This is a genomic window from Flavobacterium urocaniciphilum (assembly GCF_900110615.1).
Lineage (GTDB): Bacteria > Bacteroidota > Bacteroidia > Flavobacteriales > Flavobacteriaceae > Flavobacterium > Flavobacterium urocaniciphilum.
Genome location: NZ_FOEI01000006.1, coordinates 127,566 through 153,220 on the forward strand (window position 1 = coordinate 127,566; position 25,655 = coordinate 153,220).

Below are 25,655 nucleotides of genomic sequence, written 5' to 3' on the forward strand. Positions count from 1 at the left end.
CATTACACAATGAAAAGAGTAATACTTTTGATTTTTTTAATGTTTGTTTCCATACAAATAAAGGGGCAAACATGGACAACCAATTCATGTAGTCCTTCATTTACTAACCTTTATGGGCCAATGAATTCTATTGCTGGTACTAATGGTACAAGCAGAACTGCAATTATTTATCCTGCTTCACAATTACAAGCTTTAGCCGGAAAACAATTATTAAATATGTTTTTTCATAGAGGAACTGTATCTGGTGTTTTAGGTGGGTCTCCAAATTTTAAAATTTATTTAAAGGAAGTTTCAAATTTAGATTGGGGTGCTGGTAATTTAGACTGGGCTACAGCGAGTACAGGAGCAACATTAGTTTTTAATAATGATCCTGCTCCAATTATTGGTTCTGCAGATGGATGGAAATCATTTCCACTTTCAACTCCTTTTACTTATTCTGGAACTCAGAATTTAGCTGTATTTATGGAATACCAAAATTTAGCTGCTGGAACTACTGCTATTACTTGGTCTGTTGAAAATAGTGCACCATGTGTTAATACTACTAATAATAATACAACTAAATATTTAAATAATAATACAGGGACATATCCTGCAACATTAACAAATACAAATTACAGAAGACCATTAATTGGATTTGATTTTGTTACAACTTGTCCTGCGCCATCACAATTAAACGCATCAAATCCAACAAGTAATTCTATTGCTTTAGGTTGGATTCCAAATGGAACAGAATCAGAATGGGCTTATGTTGTGCAACCACAAGGAACTGGATATCCAACAGGTTCTGGTACAACAGTAAATAATAATGCATATACTGTTTCTAGTTTAACTCCAGCAACAAATTATGAAGTGTATGTAAGAGCTAATTGTGGTGTTGGAAATAGTAGTTATTGGATTGGACCAGTTAATTTTACTACTCTATGTGTTCCAGTTACTTCATTTCCATATTTAGAAACATTAACTACGTTTGTACCAAACATGTGTTGGACTGAAGCAGATAATGGTAATTTAACTACCGGACCGGCAACTTTTGGTTCAGGAAGTTGGGTAGCTGATGGATTTGGAAACTCTGGTACTACAGGAGCAATGAGAATGACTTTAGACGCAACTGGCGATAATGATTGGGTACTTACTTCTGAATTTACAATACCAACAACTGGTTACGAATTAAAGTTTGATGTAGCTGCTACACAAGTTAATGTAACATCAGCTTTAACTTCGCCATGGGAAAGTGACGATTTTGTAGAAGTTTTAGTAACAACTAGTGGAAATACCAATTCAAATTGGTCTCCTTTATTTACATTTAATGATACAAACGTCCCTTTAAATACGGGTGAAATTAAAATTATTGATTTAGATGCTTTTGCTGGTCAATCAATAAAATTAGCATTCAGAGCAGTTGAAGGTGCTACTAACGGAAGTGCATCAGTTGACTTTTTCGTAGATAATTTTGAAATTAGATTAACACCTGCATGTTCTGATCCAACAAGTATTCAAGTAGGTAACATTACAGGAACTACTGCAGATTTTTCATGGAATCCTATTCCAAGTGTTGCGGGTTATGAATATGTAGTTGATACAAATGCAACTAATCCAACAGGTTCAGGAACATTTATTGCAAACAATTATTTTACCATTAATAATTTAAATGGTTTAACAACTTATTATTTACATGTTAGAACAGACTGTGGATCGGGAGTTTATAGTCCTTGGGCTACTGTGTTTTTTACAACAAGTTGTGCGGTAATAAACTCATATCCATATTTAGAACCATTTAATACTTTTGTACCAAATATTTGTTGGGTTGAAGGTACTGGTGGTGATACAACAAACGGACCAGCAAATATAGTTAATGGAACTTGGATTGCAGATGGATTTTTAAATTCTAGTGCAACTGGTGCAGTTAGAATTACCTTAGATGGTGCTACTGATAATGATTGGTTTATTTCTCCTCAATTTAATATTCCAGCTACTGGTTATGAATTAAAATTTAATGTTGGAGCAACTCAAAATAATGTGGTAAATGCTCCAAGTCCAGCTTGGGAATCGGATGATTATATTGAAGTATTAGTAAGTTCAACTGGAAATACAAACTGGACAACTTTATATACATATAATAATACAAATGTTCCTTCTATGTTTGGAACAACAAATATAATTGACTTAGATGCATATGCAGGTCAGGTTATTAAATTAGCATTTAGAGGAGTAGAAGGAGCTTCAAATGGAGCTGCATCTGTTGATTTTTTCGTAGATAATTTTGAAATTAAATTAACAGGAACATGTGCTGAACCATTTGGTATTGTAGCAAATAATATTACAAGTTCAACTGCAAATATTACTTGGAATTCTATTACTGGTGCAGCAGGTTATGAGTATGTTTTAGATATTGTAGCAACAAATCCTACAGGTTCAGGAACTTTTACAGCTACTAATAATTTTCCAGCAACTAGTTTAAGTGGATTAACAACTTATTATTTTCATTTAAGAACTGATTGTGGATCAGGAAATTTCAGCCCTTGGACAACATCTTCATTTACAACACTATGTTCTTCAATTACAAATTATCCATTTTTAGAACAATTTAATACTTATTTACCTTCTGCTTGTTGGAATGAAGCAGATAATGGTGATTTAGTAGCGGGCCCATTAACTTTTGGAAGTTCAAATTGGATTGCTGATGGTTTTGGAAATGTTGGAACTACTGGTGCGTTTAAAACAGTTATTGATGGGTTAGGAGATAATGATTGGGTTCTTTCTCCAGAATTTACAATTCCTGCTTCTGGTTATGAATTAAATTTTTTAGCATCTGCTAATCAATTAAATTCAATGGGTGCCCTAACAAATCCTTGGGAAGCAGATGATGTAATTGAAGTTTTAGTTACTACTTCAACTTTAAATAATACGAATTGGACAGTTTTATATACGTATAATAATACAAATGTACCAGCATATACAGGTTCTTTAAATACAATTGATTTAGATACTTATGCGGGTCAAACTGTACGTTTTGCTTTTAGAATTTTAGAAGGAGCAACAGATGGATCTGCTAGTGTTGACTTTTTTGTAGATAATTTTGAAGTTAAAGAATCAGTTAATTTAAATTCAGAATCTTTTAATGATTCTAATTTTATCGCTTATCCTAACCCTATTAAAGATAAATTAAATTTATCTTATAACGATGTTATTAGTAATGTAAGTGTTGTAAACATGTTAGGATTAGAGGTATTAAAATTAAATACAAATGCAAAAGATGTTCAAATTGACATGTCAAACTTATCATCTGGAATTTATATTGTAAATATTATTTCAGAAGGAAGATTACATAATTTGAAAGTAGTAAAAGAATAATAAGTTAAATAATTTAGTTTTTAAATATTTTTCTCTTTTAAACTTAAAATCCCGATTTATTCGGGATTTTTTTTTTGTTTTTATAATTGAAATTATCAATTGGAATTAGTCTTTTTGTAAGTCATTTATTACCAGTAATTTAACTTTGTAATATAATAATTACAGAAATAATATGTTTTCTGCTTTTTGATTAATTTTAAGATTATTTTTTTGAACATATCCAAATTTAATTTGTGATTATTTTGTGAATTAGTCATAATTCACAGAATTTTTCGGAAATGTTATATTTTGTAAAATTTTATATTTTTTTTGCATTTTGTCGATAAAAATTACCATTCAACGTTCAATATTAACTTTTAATCATCACATTTTGATATAATTAGTTATTTTGTTAAGAATATTAACTAAATCACAATCCATGAAAAAAATTATTTTTTTGATTTGTCTTTTGTTCGCATTTACCCAAATAAATGCACAAACCTGGACAATTAATTCATGTAGTGCTGAGCTAGGTGGTAATACATATGGCCCTATGAATAGTGTGTCATCTGCAAATGCCACGAATAGAACAGCAACTATTTATCCTGCTTCTCAAGTAGGAGCACTTACTGGTAAGTTACTTACAAGTATGTATTTTAAAAGAACTAATGCTACTTTAACAATGGCAGGAACGCCAAACTTTAAAATTTATTTGAAGGAAGTTTCTATGTCAGATTGGGGTTCTGCTGCTTTAGATTGGGCTACAGCAATAACAGGAGCTACATTAGTTTATGATAATAACCCTGCAGCAATTGTAGGAAGTACAGTTGGTTGGAAATCATTTCCATTAACAGGATCATTTACTTATTCTGGTACTCAAAATTTAGCGGTATTTATGGAGTATCAAAATACTACTGCAAGTAGTACTATATCTTGGAGTTATGAATATACTGCTCCTTGTATTACAACTTCTAATAACAATACAACTAAGTATCTTAATAATACATCGGGTACTTATCCAACTTCATTAACAAGTTCAAATTACAGAAGACCAATGATTGGTTTTGATTTTCCTGTATCTTGTCCAACTCCAACTGTTTTAACAACTTCTGGAATTACATCAAACTCAGTTAATATAAACTGGACTCCAGGTGGTTCTGAAACAGAATGGGCTTATGTTGTACAACCTCAAGGTACTGGTTATCCAACAGGTGCTGGAACACAAATTTTTGCTGCTCCTCCATACACTGCTGGTGGATTAAATCCTGCAACTAATTATGAAGTTTATGTAAGAGCTAATTGTGCTCCTGGTGATAGCAGTATTTGGCTTGGACCAGTTAATTTCACAACATTATGTTCGCCAATTACAACTTTACCACATTTAGAACCTTTTGCTACATTTTTACCAAGTATTTGTTGGTTCAACAGAACTGGTGGAGATTTAACTACTGGTCCTACTTCAACTACAGGATCTGGATGGGTTGCTGATGGATTTGGAAACGTAGGTTCTACTGGTGCAGTTAAAAATGAAATTTGGGCAACAGGTGCAAATGATTGGTTAATTTCGCCTGAAATTACTATTCCTGCAGTAGGATATGAATTGAAATTTGATGCAGCTGCTACACAATGGAATGGTACAATTGTACCAACTACTCCTTGGGAAACAGACGATTCAATTGAAGTTCTAGTTTCTTCAACTGGATTAACTAACTGGACTGTATTACATACTTACAATGATACCAATCAACCAAGTAATATGGGTACTTCTTTGTCTTTAGATTTAGATGCCTATGCTGGACAAACAATTCGTTTAGCTTTCAGAGCTATTGAAGGTGGTACAAATGGATTGGCTGATATTGATTTTTCAATTGATAATTTCCAAGTACGTTTAACACCTACTTGTCCGGATGTAACTGGTTTAACAATTGGAAATATTTCAGGTACAACTGCTGATACTTCTTGGGGAGATGCTTCAGGAAATGGGGCTCTTGGATATGAATATGCAATTACAACTTCTGCTACGCCTCCTGCATCAGGAACGGCTACAACTTTAACTTATTATGCAGCTTCAGGATTAACACCTTTAACGACATATTATTTACATGTACGAGCTGAATGTGCTGGAAGTACTTATGGAAACTGGTCTACATCTACATTTACAACAGGATGTGCAGCAATTACAACTTTACCTTATTTAGAGCCATTTGCAACATTTTTACCAAGCGTTTGTTGGTTTAATAGAACAGGTGGTGATATAACAACTGGTCCAACTTCTACAACAGGTTCAGGATGGGTTGCTGATGGATTAGGAAATGTAGGTACTACAGGTGCTGTTAGAAATGAAATTTGGACAACAGGTGCAAATGACTGGTTAATTTCTCCTCAAGTTACAATTCCTACAACTGGATATGAATTAAGATTTGTTGCAGCTGCAACTCAATTTGGTACGACGAATGTTCCAACTAATGTTTGGGAAACTGATGATTTTATTGAAGTTTTAGTTTCTTCTACAGGTTTAACAAACTGGACTGTATTACATACATATAATGATACAAATCAACCAGCTACAACTGCAACACCATTAACATTAGATTTAGATGCTTATGCGGGTCAAACGATTCGTCTTGCATTTAGAGCTGTAGAAGGTGCAACAAATGGTTCAGCTGATATCGATTTTTCTATTGATGATTTTGAAATCCGTTTATCTCCTTCATGTCCTGATATTAACGGATTAACTGTTGGAAATATTACAGGTACAACTGCAGATACTTCTTGGAGTGATGCTTCAGGAAATGGTGCTGTTGGATATGAATATGCTATTACAGCCACTGCAACTCCACCTGCATCTGGTACTGCTACAACACTTACTTACTATGCTGCTACAGGTTTAAGTCCATTAACTACTTATTATTTACATGTACGTGCAACTTGTGCGGGTAGTACTTATGGTGTTTGGGTAACAACATCATTTACAACTGGATGTTCACCTGTAACTGTTTTTCCTCATTTAGAACCATTTGCTACTTATTTGCCATCAGTTTGTTGGTCAGAAGCAGATAATGGTGATTTAACTGCTGGTCCTGCAACAATTAGTGCTACTGCTTCAAGTTGGTTAGCTGACGGATTTGCAAATGTTGGAACAACAGGTGCCGCAAGAATTACTATTGATGGAGCTGTTGATAACGATTGGATTCTTTCTCCTCAATTTACAATTCCTGCAACAGGTTATGAATTAAAATTTAAAGCAGCTGCTAATCAAAGTGGTGGAACAGTAGCTCCAACTACTGCATGGGAAACGGATGATTTTGTAGAAGTTTTAGTATCAACAACAGGAACAAATAACTGGTCAGTATTGTATACGTATAACGATACAAATGTACCATCAAATACTGGTAGTTTAAAAATTATTGATCTTGATGCATTTGCAGGACAAACTGTTCGTTTTGCTTATAGAGCATTTGAAGGTACAAGTAATGGTGCTGCTTCTATTGATTTCTTTATTGATGATTTTCAAGTACGTCAATCTCCTGCTTGTGCAGATCAAACAGGATTGGTAGTTAGTGGAATGACATTTACAACTGCTAATACATCTTGGGATGATTTATCTGGATCTGGTGTAACAGGATACGAATATGCAGTTACAACTTCTGCAACTCCACCTGCATCTGGAACTCCAACAACAAATACATATTATTTAGCAACTGGATTAACAGGTCAAACAGTATATTATTTACATGTTAGAACTGATTGTGGTTCTGGAAATTATGGAGTATGGTCTACATTATCATTCTTTACTGGATATTGTACACCTTCAAGTTCTGGATCTGCTTCTTATATTAGTAATTTTACAACAACCGGTGGTTCACAAAATATTTCAAATTTAGCTTCAGGATTTACAACTGGAGGATATTTAAATGCTACTTCTCAATTTGTTGAAGGTTATGCAACGAGTGCATTTAGTTTTAATGGAACTATCGTTGGTGGAACTGTTGGATTTGCAATTTGGATTGATTGGAATAACGATTTAATTTTAAATAATGCTACTGAAAAAGTATTTAATACTACAGCATATGGTAATGGACCATTTACTGGAACTATTACAATTCCAGCTGGTACACCAATTGGTAATTATAGAATGAGAGTGGCTACTGATTTTAACTCGAGTAACCCAAGTAACCCATGTGCTGCAGTAACAAGAGGAGAATTTGAAGATTATACGGTTTCGGTAATTGCTCAACCAGCTTGTTTACCACCAAGTCCATCTTCATCTAATGTTACTTCTGCTTCAGCTGATTTAAACTGGGCTGCTGTTGCTTCTGCAACTTTAGGTTACGAATATGTTTTAGATAACGTAGCTACAGATCCAGCAGGTTCAGGAACTTCAATTACGCCTAATACTTATTCAGCTTCAGGATTAACTGGTTCAACTACTTATTATTTCCATGTTCGTTCAGTATGTGGTGCTGGAGTTTATAGTACTTGGTCTACAATTAACTTTACAACTTTACCAACACCTCCAGTAAATGATAATTTATGTAATGCTACAGCATTAACATTAGGTACTCCAACAGGAATTACACAAACTTTAGTAGGTGCAACTGCACAAACTTCAGAGCCAGTTCCAGCATGTTTCAATAGTGGTATTAACGGTTCTGTTTGGTATAGCTTTATCGCTCCAACTTCAGGAACAGTTGAAGTAACTACCGATTTTGCTGGTGGAACATTAGGAAGTGGTGATACTGAAATTGCTGTTTATGCTGGAACAGGAGTTACTTGTTCTGATTTAACAACTTTAGCTGCTAATTTAGGTTGCGACCAAGATGGTGGTACTACTGTTGGATTTAGTTCATTTATTTCTGTAGCAGCTTTAACTCCAGGAAATACTTATTATGTTCAAGTGGATAGATGGGGTACTGCAACTGCAGGAACATTTGGAATTCAAGTAAGCGAAGTATTAGGTTCAAGTACATTTGATACTTCTAACTTTGTTGCTTATCCAAACCCAGTAAAAGATATATTAAATTTATCATATAATTCTGCAATTACTAAAGTAAGTGTAGTTAATTTACTTGGACAAGAAGTATTAAATAATAACGTAAATGGAAACGATATTCAAGTTAATATGTCTACTTTATCTGCAGGTGCTTATATTGTAAACATTACAGCTGATGATATTATCCATACAATAAAAGTTATTAAAGAATAATTTTAATATTTATTAATTGTTATAAAAATCCCGCCTAAAGCGGGATTTTTTTATTTTATCGATGAAATCTGCATTTTATCGATAATTCCTTAATGTTTTAACAACAATTAATTTTTTTTTGTTTTCTTTACAAGAACTAAACAAAAAAATATTAATAATGAAAAAAATTACTTTTTGGCTATTTGCGCTCTTTACGAGTATGCAAATAACTGCACAAGTAAGTGGATATACATTCACTGAAGGTGCCGGAGCTTATGCAGCCCTAGGAGGAACAAACATTACCGCAACAGGTGATGATGGTACTCAAAACGGATTACCAATTGGTTTTACCTTTAAATATGGAGGGGTAGACTTTACAACATTTAGTGTTACAACTAATGGTTGGATTAGATTAGGAGGTAACATTCCAGGGTCTGGTTGGACAAACGATGCAACAAATTTTGCATCAGCAAATTTCAGACCTTTAATAGCAGCTTTATGGGATGATAACCATAGAAATACTGGTGCTATTACTTATAGTGTTACTGGTTCTGCACCAAATCAAATCTTAACTGTTGATTATAACGCAGTAAATATTGGAGGAAGTGGGAGCACAAGTGGTACTAACTTAGCAAATTATCAAATCAAATTGTATGAAACTACAAATGTAATTGAGTTTCATTATGGAACTTTAGCAACTGCTGGAGCATTAACTGCTACTATAGGATTAAGTGATGTGTCTGGATACCAATGTGTAACTCCAGGTGCCCCAGGAACTTCTTCAAGTACTGTTCAAAATCATAACATAACTGCAGTTACAAATATTGCAAATAAAATGTATCGATTTACACCGCCTTCGTGTTCAGCACCAAGTGGTTTAAACTCATCTGCAGTTACAGCAACTACAGCAACAATTGGTTGGAATCCAGCTACACCTGCTCCAACTGGTTATGAATATGTGGTGTCGACTACAAATACAACTCCTGCTGGTGCTGGTACAGCAACTACAAATTTATCGGAACCAATTTCTTCTTTATTACCACAAACTACATATTATGTATTTGTTAGATCTAATTGTGGTGGAACTTTTAGTTCTTGGAATTCATTTTCATTTATGACTTTATGTGCTCCAATTAGTGCATTTCCACATTTAGAGCCATTTAATACATTTTTACCAAATACATGTTGGATGAACGGTTTAAATGGAGATACTACTGCTGGTCCAGCTTCGTTTGCAGCTTCAGGTTGGGGAGCAGATGGATTAGCTAATAATGGTGCTACAGGTGCTATTAGAAATAATATTTATACAACTGGTGCTAATGATTGGGTTATTTCACCAGAATTTTCTATTCCAGCAACTGGATATGAATTAAAATTTGATGCAGCTGCTGTACAATGGAATGGTACAAATGCACCTACAACTCCATGGGAATCTGATGATTTTATTGAAGTTTTAGTTTCTTCTACTGGTACAACTAACTGGACAGTTTTACATACTTATAACGATACAAATCAACCAGGAATTACTGCAACTCCTTTAACTTTAGACTTAGATGCTTATTCAGGTCAAACAGTTCGTTTTGCATTCAGAGCAGTAGAAGGTGCTACAGATGGAGGAGCAGATATTGATTTTTCAATTGATAATTTTGAAGTTCGTTTATCTCCAACTTGTCCTGATTTAATGGGCTTAACTGTTGGTATTGTTACAGCAACAACAGTTGAATATTCTTGGAATGATATGTCAAGTGGAGGAGCTACAGGTTACGAATATGCAGTTACAACTTCTGCAACACCACCAGCTTCTGGTACTGCTATTGCTACAATTTTTAATACAACTTCAAGTTTAACACCTCAAACGGTTTATTATTTACATGTTCGCGCTGCTTGTTCTGGAAGTACTTTTGGAAATTGGTCTACAACTACTTTTACAACAGGTTGTGCTGCAATTACAGCATTACCTCATTTAGAGCCTTTTAATACATTTTTACCAAATGCTTGTTGGATGAATGGTGTTAACGGTGATTTAACAGCTGGACCTGCTGCATTTACAGCATCTGGTTGGGGAGCAGATGGATTAGCAAATAATGGTACTACTGGGGCTATTAGAAATAATATTTTTATGACTGGTGCTAATGATTGGGTTATTTCACCAGAATTTTCTATTCCAACAACTGGATATGAATTAAAATTTGATGCAGCTGCTGTACAATATAATGGAACTGGAGTGCCTACAACTCCATGGGAATCTGATGATTTTATTGAAGTTTTAGTTTCTTCTACTGGTACAGATAACTGGATAGTATTACATACTTATAACGATACAAATCAACCAGGTATTACTGCAACTCCTTTAGCTTTAGATTTAGATGCTTATTCTGGTCAAACAGTTCGTTTTGCATTTAGAGCAGTAGAAGGTGCAACTGATGGTGCAGCTGATATTGATTTCTCAATTGATAATTTTGAAGTTCGTTTATCTCCAACTTGTCCTGATTTAATGGGATTAACTGTTGGAACTGTTACTGCAACAACAGTTGATTATTCTTGGAATGACATGTCTGGTGGAGGTGCAATTGGATATGAATATGCAATAACAACTTCTGCAACACCACCTGCATCAGGTACTGCAATTTCAGCTATTTTTAATTCTACTTCAAGTTTAAATCCTCAAACGGTTTATTATTTACATGTACGTTCAACATGTTCAGGAAGTACTTATGGTAACTGGTCTACAACTACATTTACAACTTTATGTGCTCCTGTAGCTTCATTACCATGGATTGAAAATTTTGATTCAGTAACAACTCCTGCTATTCCACAATGTTGGTTAGAAGAAAATGGTGGTTATGAGACTTCAAATGGTACAACATATAACACACCACATTCGGGTGCTAATTATTTAAGAGATGCTTGGTCTGCAACTAATGAATTTATGTGGACACCTGGTTTCGATTTAGTTGCCGGAACTTCATATGATTTTTCATCTTGGATTCAAGGTGATGGTGATGATACTTGGAGAGTTGATTTCTTTGTAAACTCTTCACAAAGTTCAACAGGAGCTACTCAATTAGGTGCTCAATATGTTGTTCCTGGAACAGGTACTATTGCTATTCAGCCTTATGCACAAGTTACAAGATCATTCGTGCCTTCTACATCTGGAACATATTACTTCGCATTTAGAGTAAATGAACCATCAGGTGGTCCTTGGTATGTTGCTTTTGACGATGTTGAAGTGAAATTATCTCCAACATTACCTCCAGCTTGTGCCTCTAACTTAGTTGCTACACCAAATGCTTGTGGTAACTTTGCAAATAATTTAACTTGGGATGCTACTGCTTCAGCTAATGGTTATTATGTTTCTGTTGGAACTACTCCAGGTGGAACTGATGTTGCAAATGCTGTTAACGTTGGAACAAATTCATACTCATTCAGTGGAACTGTTTCTACAACTTATTACTGGAAAGTTGTTCCTTATAATGGAGCAGGTTCTGCAACTGGTTGTACGGAACAATCATTTACTACTTCTGCTACAGGATGTTACTGTCCTTCTGTGCCAACTTCTAATGATGGTACAGGTATTACTTCAGCTGTAGTTGGTGCAACTACAAACCCAATTGCTGATGTTACTTATGTTGACTTAACTGCTGTTCCAGAAATGGTTGCACAAGGTGCAAATACAAATGTTCAATTAACATTTAGTACTGGTTATACTTATGATATCAATATCTGGATTGATTTTAATAACGATTTTGATTTTGATGATGCAGGTGAATTAGTAAAAACAGGTATTGCATGTACTGCTGTACAACCAAATACAGTTGATGCTTCATTTACTATGCCATTAACTGCACCAACTGGTCCTCATAGAATGAGAATTGGTACAGCTGATGATGGTCAAGTACCACCAAATCCTTGTTATGGAGGAGCTTATGGAGTTACATTAGATTTCGTTGTTGATACTGTTTTAGGTTCATCTTCATTTAATGCATCTAACTTTGTAGCGTATCCAAATCCAGTTAAAGATATCTTAAACTTATCGTATAGTTCAACTATTAATAATGTAAGAGTAGTTAACTTATTAGGTCAAGAAGTATTAAAATCTAATTATAATGCTAATGATGTTCAAGTTAATTTATCAAGTTTATCAGCTGGAACATACATTGTGAATATTACAGTTGAAGATACTGTACACTCAATAAAAGTTATTAAGGAATAATTTCTTATTAAATATTTTACTAAAGTCCCGAGAAATCGGGACTTTTTTGTTTTATCTTTGTTGTAAATTAAGTTAATATGTATTTTTCATTAATCATACCTATATATAATAGACCAGAAGAAATTGACGAATTATTAGAAAGTTTAACTAAACAAACCTATTCTAATGATTATGAAATTGTAATCATTGAAGATGGATCTACAATTACATGTAAGCATATTATTGAAAAATATTCTCAATTAAATGTTAGTTATTATTTCAAACCTAATTCTGGACCGGGTGATTCAAGAAATTACGGAATGAGAGTAGCTAAAGGTGATTATTTCATCATTTTAGATTCAGATTGTATTATTCCTCCAATGTATCTACAAACAGTTCATGAAGAATTGACAAAAGAATATGTAGATTGTTTTGGTGGACCAGATGCAGCTTTGGATTCATTTTCAAATATTCAAAAAGCTATCAACTTTACCATGACTTCTTTTCTAACCACAGGTGGAATTAGAGGCGGAAGTGAAAAAATAGGAAAATTTCAGCCTAGAAGTTTTAATATGGGATTGTCTAAAAAAGCTTTTGAAGATTCTAATGGATTTGGAAATATTCATCCAGGTGAAGATCCAGATTTATCCATTAGACTTTGGAAATTAGGATACAAAACAAAATTAATTTCAAATGCTTTTGTTTATCATAAAAGAAGAATAGATTGGAATAAATTCTACATTCAAGTTAATAAATTTGGATTAGCAAGACCTATTTTAAATTCATGGTATCCAGAATATGCAAAAATTACTTTTTGGTTTCCAACATTGTTTTTACTAGGATTCTTGTTTTCAGTTTTATGCTTACTAATTAAATTTCCCTATTTTTTTTATGCTTATGTAATTTATTTTGTGTTATTGTTTGTTTCTTCCTTAATTCAAAACAAATCTTTAAGTATAGCTTTTTATAGTGTAATTGCAGCGAAAATTCAGTTTTATGGTTATGGAAAAGGATTTTTAAATTCATTTATAAAAGTCCAACTCTTAAAACAAAAACCTGAAATGGCATTTCCTAAACTTTTTTTTAGAAAATAAATGACAAAAATAATTGGACTTACAGGTGGAATTGGTTCTGGGAAAACAACAGTAGCCAAATATTTTGCTGAAAAAGGCATTCCAGTTTACATTGCTGATGATGAAGCCAAGAAAATAATGGATTCACCCGAAGTGATAAAAGAAGTTCAAGCTATTTTTGACGAAAATGTACTTACAAAAAAAGGATTACTCGATCGAAAAAAAATTAGAAATATCGTTTTTCATCATAATGAAAAATTAGAAGCACTCAACAAAATTGTGCATCCTAAAGTAAAAAAGGATTTTGAAAATTTTGTAAAAGAACATCAAAATGCTCCTTTTATAATTAAAGAAGTAGCCATTTTGTTTGAAACTAATGGACACAAACTCTGTGATGCAACTATTTTAGTAACAGCACCTTTAGAAACTAGAATTGCAAGGGTTATTGAAAGAGATAACACAACTCGAGAAAAAGTACTTCAAATAATTAATAATCAACTTTCTGAAGAAGAAAAAGAAAAATTAGCGACTCATATTATCGTAAACGATAATATACAGAATACGTATAAAATGGTCGATATTTTAATCAAAAATTTGAAAATAAATTGAATTTTAACAATTTTGTTAATATTTGGTTAATTGTTTTAACATTTCCTTGTAACCTCTTAACTTTGTATAAATGAATAAAACGAGGTTTAGAATATTAGTTCTTTTAATGAGTATTTCACTCATAGGAATTATTTTAGTACAGCTATATTGGATCAATAGTTCCTTCCAAAAAAATGATGAACAATTCAGACATCATGCTTTAGTGGTATTGAATAATGTTTCTCAAAAACTGAACGACAAAGAAATGGTCGATTTTTATACTTCAGTAAAAAAATTCAGAGACAGTACGGGTAGAGAACCTAAAAAAGAACAATTAAAAAAGCTTTTTTATTACGAGAAAGATTCGAATACAAAAGAAATATTAATATATACAAACACTATAGTTCCTGAAGATTTTGGTTTAAGCGCTTCGTTCTTTGATAAAAATGCAGGAAAAATCAATATTAAAGATTATTCAGCAAATAGAAAAACAGAAATTTATAAAGATAATTCGTTAGATGGTAGTGGTTTAACTACTAATTCTCAACCAAGTGTTTCGATACAAAAATCGGGAATGCTAGAAATTTTAGATAGAGTACAATTCGAATTATTATATAAAGATGTTTTATTAAACCGACCAATTCAGAGTAGAATTTCTTCAAAATTGGTTAATGATGTTTTAAATTTTGAATTGTATAAATCAGAATTAAAAACGCCTTATGAATTTGCTGTTTACAAAAATGGTTTAGCTACAAAAATTAAATCGGAAGAATTTAGATACGATAAAAACACTACGTATAGTGTACCAATTTTATTAGATGCCGATGGAAAAACCGACTATAAACTATTATTAAGGTTTCCAAATAAAGCAAAATTCGTATTTTCTTCGATGTTGCCAATGACTATTTTATCGCTTTTGTTTGTCGTAATTATTTTAGTTACCTATACAAGCGCATTAAAACAATTAATCATGCAAAAACAAATTTCTGAAATTAAAACAGATTTCATAAATAACATGACGCATGAGTTTAAAACACCAATTGCAACTATAAATTTAGCTTTAGATGCGATTAAAAATCCGAAAATTATAGAAGATAGAGATAAAGTTCAAAAATATCTTCAAATGATTAAGGATGAAAATAAAAGAATGCATGCTCAAGTAGAAAACGTTCTTAGAATTTCAAAATTAGAGAAAAACGAACTGGATATTAAGAAAGAACCAGCTAATGTAGAAGATTTCATTGAAGATGCTATTGAACACGTTAGTTTGATTTTAGAAGATAGAGAAGGGGAGATTTATACTCATTTTAACGCCACAAGAAATACAGTATTATTGAATGATGTACATTTTACTAATGTATTAGTCAATATTTTAGATAATGCCATGAAGTATTCTGTAGACAGACCAATTATTAATGTTTATACAGAAAATATAAAAGATTTTATTGTTATAAAAGTGGAAGACAACGGAATAGGTATGTCTAAAGCTGCTCAGAAAAAAGTTTTTGACAAATTTTTTAGAGAACATACCGGCGATTTGCATAACGTAAAAGGTCATGGTTTAGGTTTAGCTTACGTAAAACAAATTGTAGATGATCATAACGGACATGTGTTTGTTGAAAGTGAAAAAGGAAAAGGAAGTACATTTATTATAAAATTGCCATTAATTAATTAAGATATGGAAGCAAAAAAAATATTATTAGTAGAAGATGATCCAAATTTTGGATCTGTTTTGAGAGATTATTTATCATTGAATGATTTTGAGGTAACATTAGCTAAAAACGGAATGGAAGGTTTTGAAAAATTCAAAAAAGGAACTTTTGATTTATGTATTTTAGATGTTATGATGCCGTATAAAGATGGATATACATTAGCAAGAGAAATTAGAGAGAAAAACGCAGAAGTGCCTATCATTTTCTTAACGGCTAAAACGTTGAAAGAAGATGTGTTAAAAGGATATAAAGTAGGAGCAGATGATTATTTAAACAAACCATTTGATTCGGAAGTTTTATTAATGAAAATTAAAGCAATTATTCAAAGAAAAGCTTCAGAAACAAAACCAGATTCTACTGTTTTCGAATTCAATATTGGTAAATTCCATTTAAATTCTAAGTTAAGATTTTTAACTTTCGAAAAAGAGGAGCCAATTAAATTATCTCCTAAAGAATCTGAATTATTAAAAATGTTAGCGTTACATGAAAATGATTTAATGCCAAGAGAATTAGCGTTAACAAAAATTTGGAGAGACGACAATTATTTTACATCTAGAAGTATGGATGTTTACATTGCAAAATTGCGTAAATATTTAAAACAAGACGAACGTGTAGAAATTTTAAACATACACGGTGAAGGATTTAGATTAGTAATTAATCAATAATAAAAAAGGAGCTTAAAGCTCCTTTTTTTAGTTATTTTCCTATGTTTTAGTCCGTCAAATACAAAAAACTGCGTTCTACAACAAATTTTTCTTTCTTATAAGTTTAGTTTATAATTTTATATCACTATAAAAAAATGAAAACTTATGAAAGAGGATTTACAATTTCTAAAGAATAAATCACCATTCGTTTTTACCAAAAAAGGATTTGTTTTCGTGATTTTAATTATAGCAATTATAATTTGTTTTATTCTTAATGCGTTATTATTAGTTTTTTAATTAATAAACTTCAACTGCATTTTTACAATTGTTTACTTTGCTTAATTAAAAATGCCAACAAATAATCTGTGTCGATTTATTACCGTTTGCCAAATGTAAGGTTGTACTGTTGGTTACACCAACTTTCTTTAAGTGCTTGTATAAGGGTTTTAAATTTGCCTTTTTTGAAACGATGGAACTAAACCATTTACATTGATGTTTAAAATGAACACTTTCGTAAATCATGTTTCGGATGAAAGCTAATTCGCCGCCTTCACACCATAATTCATTATTCTGACCGCTAAAATTTAAAACGGGTTTGTCTGTTACTTTTCCACCTAAGTTTTTAATTTTTCGCTTCGAACCTTCATTGGCTTCTTCTCGAGAAGAATGAAAAGGTGGATTGCACATTACAAAATCAAATCTTTCATCAGAATCTAAAAGATATTTAAAAGCATTACGTCTGTTATCGTTAAAACGTACCGAAACATGTTCGCTTAGTTTTGGGTTTTTACTGATAATAGTTTTTGCTGAAAGCATCGATTGTTTGTCGACTTCCGTTCCAACAAACGACCAACCGTATTCATGATTTCCAATAATAGGGTAGATGCAGTTCGCACCAATACCAACATCTAGTATTCTTACTGATTTTCCAGTTGGAATTTCTCCATTATTCGTAGTTGCTAATACATCAGCTATATGATGTATGTATTCTGCTCTACCAGGAATAGGCGGACAAAGATTTGTTTTCGGAATGTTCCAATATTTTAAGTTGTAAAAATGCATTAATAAAGCTTTGTTTAATGCTTTTACTGCAATTGGATTAGAGAAGTTTATAGTTTTTTCTCCAACCTTATTTTTTATAACGTGTAAGTTTAAATCGGGATGTGTTTTTATCAGTTGGTCAAAATCATATTTACCAACATGTTTGTTTCTTGGGTGTAAACCTTCAAAGTGAAGATTAATTTCGTTGTTTTCCATATGCTATTATAAGCGGCAAAGGTACAATTAAAAATATACAACTATTCTACTAATCGGTTGGTATTTTTAAAAGCATTATATAGCTCAGGATAATCTTTTTTAAGGTTGATGTTCTTCATGTCTCCATTTCTAAAGTTAAATAAATACAAGTCACAATGTTCGGGCTTTAAGTAATTTTTGTAAAATCCTGATTTAGTTTTGTGCTTTGTATCTAAACCTGTTGTGTCATACAATAATACTTCGTCATGAACTATGTAAGACATAATAGTTTTGTGGAAATATCCATTTAGAACAGGCTTTTTATTGACAGTTATTACAAATTGTTTTAAATTAATTGGTGATTCCCATTGAAATAGTTGATGGTATTTTTTTAGATTTATTAGCAAGTATTGATTTTTAAAATTTATTATTTCTTCATTTTTAATAATAAGAGTTTTATCAAATTTATTATTCAGATTAAATTCTTTCCCTTGTAAATGTTTATTTATTATAGTATCAAAAATACTTCTTTCAGCTGCTCTATATGAGTTATCATAATTATCTGTGTCTTTATACCAAACACAATTCTCTGGCATTACGTAATCTTCATACAAATAAATCTCAATGCAATTCTTATTCATAATTGTATTCGCTTTATTCTTTTCCCAAACACAAAAGAAAATGGTGGAAAGTATAACTGCACAACTGATAACTGTTCTAAACATAATTTACTCGATTAATCTATTCGTATTCTTGAAAGCTTGGTATAATTCGGGATAGTCTTTTTGAAGGTTTATGTTGGTTAAATTCCTGTCTTTAAAATTTAAAAGAATTAATTCATCTTTTGTATAAATTAATATATTAGTGTTTTCACAAATGCTACTAGAAAGTACACAATACAAATAACCATTTATAATTGGTTTTTTATTTACTAGAATTACAAATTGTTTTAAATGATTATCCCAAATTTTATAATTAATTACTTTTGGTAAAATTTTCTTTTTTGAAATTATCGCAGTGCTTAGTGGTTTTGCTGTGTTTTGAAAACATATTATTTCATTATTATTTATAAAAGGTTTTGATTCAATCAAATTTAATTTGTTTTTAAAGCCTCCATGTTTGACAACTATTTTCTTTTTAATTGTGTCAAAAGCTAATCTGTTTAAATATACTTCGTCTATATCTTTAAGTTCAGAATTTTTATTTATTCTGTAATATTCAGATTCTTTTAATGGAATATTATGTTCTGGAGTAATAAACTCCTTATACAAATAAACCTCAATACAATTTTCATTCATGATTGTATTGGTTTTGTTCTGTTCCCAAACACAATAGAAAATAGTAGATAGGATTGCGATACAACTGATAACTATCCTAATCATAATTTATTCGATTAATCTATTCGTATTCTTGAATGCTTGATATAATTCGGGATAGTCTTTTTGAAGGTTGATTGGTTTTCTATCTCCTTTTAAATTAACTAAAAATAATTTTCTTTGATAATATTGTCTTATAGGTTTTAAAAATCTTAAATCTCTTTTAAAATTAGATTCACTTGCTGTTATACTATACATAAGTACTTCATCATCAAAATAACGAGATAATAAACCATTGCTGAAATATCCATTAATTATTGGTTTTTTATTTAAACATAATACAAATTGTTTTAATTCTAAAGGAGTATCCCAAGTGAAATTTTTTATATGTTTAAATTGATTTAAAATGAAATGCTCTATTTTATGTTTATTTCCAATATTGAAATTTAAAATATCAGAATTTTTAAAAAGTAAAACTTTTTTGTTTTTAGAGTTTAGATCGAATTCTTTTCCATGACTATATTGGTTTTTTATAGTGTCAACAAAACTTTTATTTGCAGCAATAACGAATGAATTAGGTCTATTTGCATCTTTATACCAAACACAATTTTTTGGCATTACATAAACTTCATACAAATAAATCTCAATACAATTCTCATTCATAATTGTATTCGCTTTATTCTGTTCCCAAACACAATAGAAAATAGTAGATAAGATTGCGATACAACTGATAACTATTCTAATCATAATTTATTCGATTAATCTGTTTGAATTCTTGAAAGCTTGATATAATTCGGGATAGTCTTTTTTTATATCTATTTTATTGAATTCTGATCCAGTTTCTTTATTTAGTAAAAATTCTAATTTAGATTTATGTACTATTTTGTTTGGAAAAAGTGATTTGTTTTTCTGTTGTTTTAAAAAACTAATATAAGGGAAATAGTAGATAAAATTAGAATAACATCTTCTTGCTCCAAAACCAGTATAAAAGTAACCATTGAAAGTGGGTTCTTTGTTTACACAAATTACAAATTGAGTTAAGTTGTAGATTTCTGAATGATTTCTAATTTTTAAGTCTTCAATATAATTTAATTGAAGGTTATTATTTATTAAGTCATACTTTTGAATATGATTATTCTTTATTATGGGATTTTTTTTAATTTTATTTTTAGATAAAGGAAAATCTGAAGCATATGTAAAGATGTTTTTTATAGTATCAAAATAAGCTTTTGATGTGTCAATAGTTGGGTAATCTTTAAAGTTAAAATCCTTCATCTTTGTGACTTTTATACAATTGTTGAATGGAATTTGCTCTTCGTACAAATAAATCTCAATACAATTCTCCTTCATAATTGTATTGGCTTTGTTCTGTTCCCAAACACAATAGAAAATAGTAGATAAGATTGCGATACAAGATAAAAGGATTCTAATCATCTTTTAGGTTTATTTGTTTTGCTAAATATAAACAAAATGAATGATTAAAAAATTGATAGAGTTTTATATTCTAATCTCCACCTCCGCAGCCACCACCACAACCACTGCATCCGCTACTGCCACATCCACTATCACTTGAACAACCATGATTTCCTGTATGAGTTGAACAACCAGATGCACATCCTCCAGAACAACCTGAACCACCATTGTTTTTATTAGAATAATAAATCATAATTATGAAAAATATTATTAATATGATCAAAATAAATGTGTCTGAGCTCAAATAAAAGGCTTGAGTTAAAAATATTGAAGTGAATAAAAAGAAAATGCTTAAATATATATTTCTTTCTCTTAAAGTTGGTTTTTTTATTATCCAGTTTCTGTTTGTATTAATTCTTTTGAAATCTATTTCATTAAAGCGATTTTCATTGCTTGGCCAAATTTCAATTGGTGGTTCTGTATTGAATACAATTTTATAATCTTCCTTTGTTTTGGTGTAAAAGTTATCAAATTTAATTGCTTCAGTTTCTCCTCCGTTTGTTGGGTTGTGATGGATTTCTTTTTCTAAAGTATTTTTGCAGAAATCAATCCAATAGGATTTTGTATAGGTTAGATGTAAGTGCCAAGCTTGATCTACTTGGTCTGATGGTGTTACGCCAGTTTTAGTAATACAGCAAAGGAAAATAAACTTTTTGTATTCTTCAATTACACTTTTAGAATATTTAACCGACCAATTATTTTCTCTTGCTAATCTTTTTGAAAAATTAAAATCACTATTTTCATCGTCAATTTTAAAGTTTAAAATTTTTTCCCAAAGTAGTTTTTGTTCTTTTGTCATATAGTTTAATTATTACAAAGTTTAAAACTTTTGTATTAAGTAAAGTTAAAGTAAATGTAATGGTTTTGTAAAAAAAAAATCCCAACCATTTGGTTGGGATTTGTATAAGTAAGATATAAATATGATTAAACGTTCTTATTTAACTTGGTTTACGATAGCAGCGAATGCTTCTGAGTGGTTCATTGCTAAATCAGCTAAAACCTTACGGTTTAATTCGATGTTGTTAGCTTTGATTTTCCCCATAAATTGAGAATAACTCATTCCATGTAATCTTGCACCAGCGTTAATACGCATAATCCATAATGCACGGAAATTTCTTTTCTTTTGCTTTCTATCACGGTAAGCATAAACCATTGCTTTTTCTACCGCATTTTTAGCTACTGTCCAAACGTTTTTACGTCTTCCGAAGAATCCTTTTGCTTGTTTTAATACTCTTTTTCTTTTAGCTCTTGTAGCTACTGAATTTACTGCTCTTGGCATAATTTTAAATGTTTTTTGTAGTGAGGCGGTTTGTTAAACACTTCTTACTTCGTACTTCTAACTTTGTACTTTAAGTTGCCTACTCCAGGGTTATTAAATAATTTAAACCGGAATTTGTTTTCTTTACTCTTGCGAGTTTAGATTACATAATTCTTAATTGTTCTTTAATACTTCTTTCGTCAGTTTTGTGAACTAACGCAGAGTGAGTTAAAGCTAATTTACGCTTTTTAGATTTCTTAGTTAAGATGTGACTCTTAAAAGCGTGTTTTCTTTTGATTTTTCCAGAACCAGTCACTTTAAAGCGTTTCTTAGCACTAGATTTTGTTTTCATTTTAGGCATTTTTTCCTAGGTATTTAATTTAATCTTACTTACTTACTTTACACTGAAAAGAATTCAGTTACTTTTTATATAATTCTAAAATTAGTTTACACTAATTAAAAACTATTTTGTTTTCTTTTTAGAAGCAATGTACATAATCATACGCTTACCTTCAAGAACCGGCATACTTTCTACTTTTCCAAACTCTTCTAGATCTTGAGCTAAACGAAGTAATAAAATTTGACCTTGTTCTTTATAAATAATCGATCTTCCTTTGAAAAATACAAACGCTTTTAATTTAGCTCCTTCTTGAAGGAATTTTAAAGCATTCTTCTTTTTAAATTCATAATCGTGCTCATCCGTTTGAGGTCCAAATCGAATTTCTTTAATTACAACCTGGCTAGACTTTGCTTTTAATTCTTTTTCCCTTTTTTTCTGTTGGTATAAGAATTTACCATAATCCATCAATTTACAAACTGGCGGAGCTGCGTTTGGTGAAATTTCAACTAAGTCAACTTCTTGCTCTTCTGCGAAACGTAACGCATCGGCAATTTTGTAAACTCCTGGTTCGATATTCTCACCAACTAATCGTACTTCAGCCACACCTCTAATTAAATTGTTAATACGGTGTGCTGCTGTTTTTTCTTCTCTAGGAGTGTAACTCCCTCTACCTTTTCTAATTGCTATGACTCTGTAATTTTAGTTAAACTTAAAATTGTTTCAATGTTTTGCTTATTTCTTCGTTTACAATTTTCGCAAATTCTTCAATTGTAACGGTAATATTGCCTTTTCCTTCTTGTCCATGACGACGTACAGAAATTGTGCCGTTCTTTTCTTCTTCTTCACCTACAATCAGCATAAACGGAAGCTTTTTCACTTCTGCTTCTCTAATTTTCTTGCCAATAGTTTCATTTCTATTGTCAATTAGGGCGCGAATTTCGTGATTTTCTAGCAAATCTAAAACTTTTTTCGCATAATTTTCATATTTTTCACTCAAACTCAAGATAATAGCCTGTTCTGGCATTAACCAAAGTGGGAAATTTCCTGCAGTATGCTCAAGTAAAATCGCTATAAATCGTTCCATAGATCCAAATGGAGCTCTATGAATCATAATAGGACGGTGTAATTCGTTATCTGTACCTTTATAATGTAAATCAAAACGCTCTGGTAAGTTGTAGTCAACCTGGATAGTTCCTAATTGCCAACTTCTTCCTAAAGCATCTTTAACCATAAAGTCTAATTTCGGTCCGTAGAATGCTGCTTCACCTGGTTCAATAACATAATTTAAACCTTTGTCTCTTGCGGCACTGATAATAGCGTTTTCAGCTTTTTCCCAGTTTTCAACGCTTCCGATATATTTGTCTGGATTGTCTAAATCTCTTACAGATACTTGAGCAGTAAAGTTTTCAAATCCTAACGAACCAAATACATAAAGTACTAAGTCAATTACATTTTTAAATTCAGCATCCAATTGATCTGGTGTACAGAAAATATGCGCGTCATCTTGAGTAAATCCTCTTACACGTGTTAAACCATGTAATTCTCCAGATTGCTCATATCTATAAACAGTACCAAATTCTGCATAACGCTTTGGTAAATCTTTGTACGACCACGGACGAGAATTGTAAATCTCACAATGATGCGGACAGTTCATTGGTTTTAATAAAAACTCTTCACCTTCAGCTGGAGTGTTTATCGGTTGGAAACTATCTGCACCGTATTTAGCATAATGTCCAGAAGTAACATATAATTCTTTCTGACCAATATGTGGAGTAACTACTTGTTCGTATCCTGCTTTCTTCTGAGCTCTCTTTAAAAATTGCTCTAATCTATCGCGTAAAGCAGCACCTTTAGGCAACCATAATGGTAAACCTTGTCCAACACGTTGTGAAAAATGGAATAAATCTAATTCTTTTCCTAATTTTCTATGATCACGTCTTTTAGCTTCTTCTAATAACTCTAAATAATCCGTTAAGTCTTTTTGTTTAGGGAAAGATGTTCCGTAAACACGAGTTAACTGTTTGTTTTTCTCATCACCACGCCAGTAAGCACCTGCAATGCTCATGATTTTAACCGCTTTGATAATTCCTGTATTCGGAATATGACCACCTCTACATAAATCTGTAAACGTTGCATGATCACAAAATGTAATCGTTCCGTCTTCTAAATTCGAAATTAACTCAGTCTTATATTCATTACCTTTATATATAGCTAATGCTTCTGCTTTAGTAACCGGACGCATTTTAAATTCATGCTTCTCTCTTGAGATTTCTAAAATACGGTCTTCAATCTTCTTGAAATCGGCTTCCGTAATTTTATGATCACCAAAATCAACATCATAATAGAATCCATTATCAATCGCCGGACCTAATGTTAATTTAATTCCAGGATACATTTCTTCTAAAGCTTGCGCCATAACGTGAGAAGTAGAATGCCAAAAGGCTTTCTTTCCTTCTTTGTCGTTCCAAGTATATAAGGTAAGATTACCATCGGTGGTTAATTCGGTCGAAGTTTCAATAGTTGTATCGTTATAAGATGCAGAAATTACATTTCTTGCCAAACCTTCGCTAATACTCTTAGCAACATCCATTGGAGTTGTTCCTTTCGCAAACTCCCTAACCGACCCATCGGGTAAAGTAACTTTAATCATTAATTTAATTTTTATTGAAATGCAAATATACTACAAAGCTATATTACATACAATATATATAGGTATGTTTTCTATACTATATATAGGAGTAGTTTTTTTAGTAGCTATTTCCTGCTATTCGCTGTATCTGTCATAGCAAGGCACGAAGCAATCTAATTTATAAGTATAGTTGTGCCTCGCAATAACAGGATGTCGCTGCTATCAGGGCTAGGGGGTTGGTATTTCATAATTCAATATTCTTAGTTTTGTGTTTTTAATGCAACTCATTTTGTCTTTTTTATGAATTTACAATTCTATTCTTTTATTTAAAATGGTTTAGATAGGTATATGTAGTAAAATTAGTACTTGTAAAATCAGTACTTCTAGCTTCCGTCTTCAATCTTCCATCTTGCTGTCAAAAAACTTTCGTTTCTAACTTCCTGTAAACGTGAGTTTAACAAAAAACTTTAAAAAAAGATTTCAAAAAGGCTTGCGTAATTGAAAAAAGGTGGTACTTTTGCACCCGCAATCAACAAGTAGTTGAGCGTACAACAAGCGAAGTTCTTTATTTAATGTGATATAATTCTTTAAGGGTTTGAGTTTAAGGCGAAAGCGAAAAACTTTAAAAAAACTTCAAAAAAGATTTGGATTATAAAAAATAAAGATGTTATCTTTGCAC

17 protein-coding genes are annotated in these 25,655 nt (G+C 31.5%); 7 read left to right on the top strand and 10 right to left on the bottom strand.

Features of this window, described 5'->3' with window-relative positions:
- The first annotated feature begins 9 nt into the window (after positions 1–9).
- The 7 genes from BMY86_RS10940 (at position 10) to BMY86_RS10970 (ending at position 16,745) form a co-directional block, all read left to right on the top strand.
- Positions 10–3,351 (top strand): T9SS-dependent choice-of-anchor J family protein, encoded by a 3,342-nt coding sequence (locus BMY86_RS10940; protein WP_091469114.1) that lies wholly within the window; start codon positions 10–12, stop codon positions 3,349–3,351.
- Between the two features lie 418 nt (positions 3,352–3,769).
- A complete protein-coding gene (locus tag BMY86_RS10945) occupies positions 3,770–8,536 on the top strand; it encodes a T9SS-dependent choice-of-anchor J family protein (protein ID WP_091469118.1) in 4,767 nt (1,588 codons plus the stop codon).
- A 157-nt stretch (positions 8,537–8,693) separates the two neighbouring features.
- Complete coding sequence (locus BMY86_RS10950) at positions 8,694–12,728, top strand: T9SS-dependent choice-of-anchor J family protein (protein ID WP_091469121.1); 4,035 nt, start codon at positions 8,694–8,696, stop codon at positions 12,726–12,728.
- Positions 12,729–12,805: 77 nt separating this feature from the next.
- Positions 12,806–13,801 (top strand): glycosyltransferase family 2 protein, encoded by a 996-nt coding sequence (locus tag BMY86_RS10955; protein ID WP_091469124.1) that lies wholly within the window; start codon positions 12,806–12,808, stop codon positions 13,799–13,801.
- Positions 13,802–14,389, top strand: coding sequence for a dephospho-CoA kinase (gene coaE, locus BMY86_RS10960; protein WP_091469127.1), 588 nt, complete (start codon positions 13,802–13,804; stop codon positions 14,387–14,389).
- 70 nt (positions 14,390–14,459) lie between these two features.
- On the top strand, positions 14,460–16,043 hold the full coding sequence (locus BMY86_RS10965) for a sensor histidine kinase (RefSeq protein ID WP_091469129.1): 1,584 nt from the start codon (positions 14,460–14,462) through the stop codon (positions 16,041–16,043).
- Positions 16,044–16,046: 3 nt separating this feature from the next.
- A complete protein-coding gene (locus BMY86_RS10970; RefSeq protein ID WP_091469132.1) occupies positions 16,047–16,745 on the top strand; it encodes a response regulator transcription factor in 699 nt (232 codons plus the stop codon).
- A gap of 321 nt (positions 16,746–17,066) precedes the next feature.
- On the opposite strand, the gene rlmF is transcribed toward BMY86_RS10970, so the two are convergent.
- From rlmF to thrS, 10 genes are all read right to left on the bottom strand, one after another.
- The gene (gene rlmF, locus BMY86_RS10975) at positions 17,067–17,981 is read right to left on the bottom strand and encodes a 23S rRNA (adenine(1618)-N(6))-methyltransferase RlmF (RefSeq protein ID WP_091469134.1); all 915 of its coding nucleotides are present in this window, start codon (positions 17,979–17,981) and stop codon (positions 17,067–17,069) included.
- Positions 17,982–18,022: 41 nt separating this feature from the next.
- Positions 18,023–18,685 (bottom strand): hypothetical protein, encoded by a 663-nt coding sequence (locus tag BMY86_RS10980; protein ID WP_143065650.1) that lies wholly within the window; start codon positions 18,683–18,685, stop codon positions 18,023–18,025.
- Between the two features lie 3 nt (positions 18,686–18,688).
- Complete coding sequence (locus tag BMY86_RS10985; protein ID WP_143065651.1) at positions 18,689–19,342, bottom strand: hypothetical protein; 654 nt, start codon at positions 19,340–19,342, stop codon at positions 18,689–18,691.
- 3 nt (positions 19,343–19,345) lie between these two features.
- Positions 19,346–20,023, bottom strand: a complete 678-nt coding sequence (locus BMY86_RS10990; RefSeq protein WP_143065652.1) for a hypothetical protein — start codon at positions 20,021–20,023, stop codon at positions 19,346–19,348.
- 3 nt (positions 20,024–20,026) lie between these two features.
- Positions 20,027–20,710, bottom strand: coding sequence for a hypothetical protein (locus tag BMY86_RS10995; RefSeq protein ID WP_091469144.1), 684 nt, complete (start codon positions 20,708–20,710; stop codon positions 20,027–20,029).
- 70 nt (positions 20,711–20,780) lie between these two features.
- Positions 20,781–21,548 (bottom strand): glycine-rich domain-containing protein, encoded by a 768-nt coding sequence (locus BMY86_RS13085; protein WP_177177170.1) that lies wholly within the window; start codon positions 21,546–21,548, stop codon positions 20,781–20,783.
- Between the two features lie 135 nt (positions 21,549–21,683).
- A complete protein-coding gene (rplT, locus tag BMY86_RS11005) occupies positions 21,684–22,028 on the bottom strand; it encodes a 50S ribosomal protein L20 (RefSeq protein ID WP_091469147.1) in 345 nt (114 codons plus the stop codon).
- A gap of 142 nt (positions 22,029–22,170) precedes the next feature.
- A complete protein-coding gene (rpmI, locus tag BMY86_RS11010) occupies positions 22,171–22,368 on the bottom strand; it encodes a 50S ribosomal protein L35 (protein WP_091469151.1) in 198 nt (65 codons plus the stop codon).
- A gap of 102 nt (positions 22,369–22,470) precedes the next feature.
- Complete coding sequence (gene infC / locus BMY86_RS11015; RefSeq protein ID WP_143065653.1) at positions 22,471–22,971, bottom strand: translation initiation factor IF-3; 501 nt, start codon at positions 22,969–22,971, stop codon at positions 22,471–22,473.
- An 85-nt stretch (positions 22,972–23,056) separates the two neighbouring features.
- Entirely contained in the window at positions 23,057–24,997 is a 1,941-nt protein-coding gene (gene thrS, locus BMY86_RS11020) for a threonine--tRNA ligase (RefSeq protein WP_091469158.1), read from the bottom strand.
- Between the last annotated feature and the right edge of the window lie 658 nt (positions 24,998–25,655).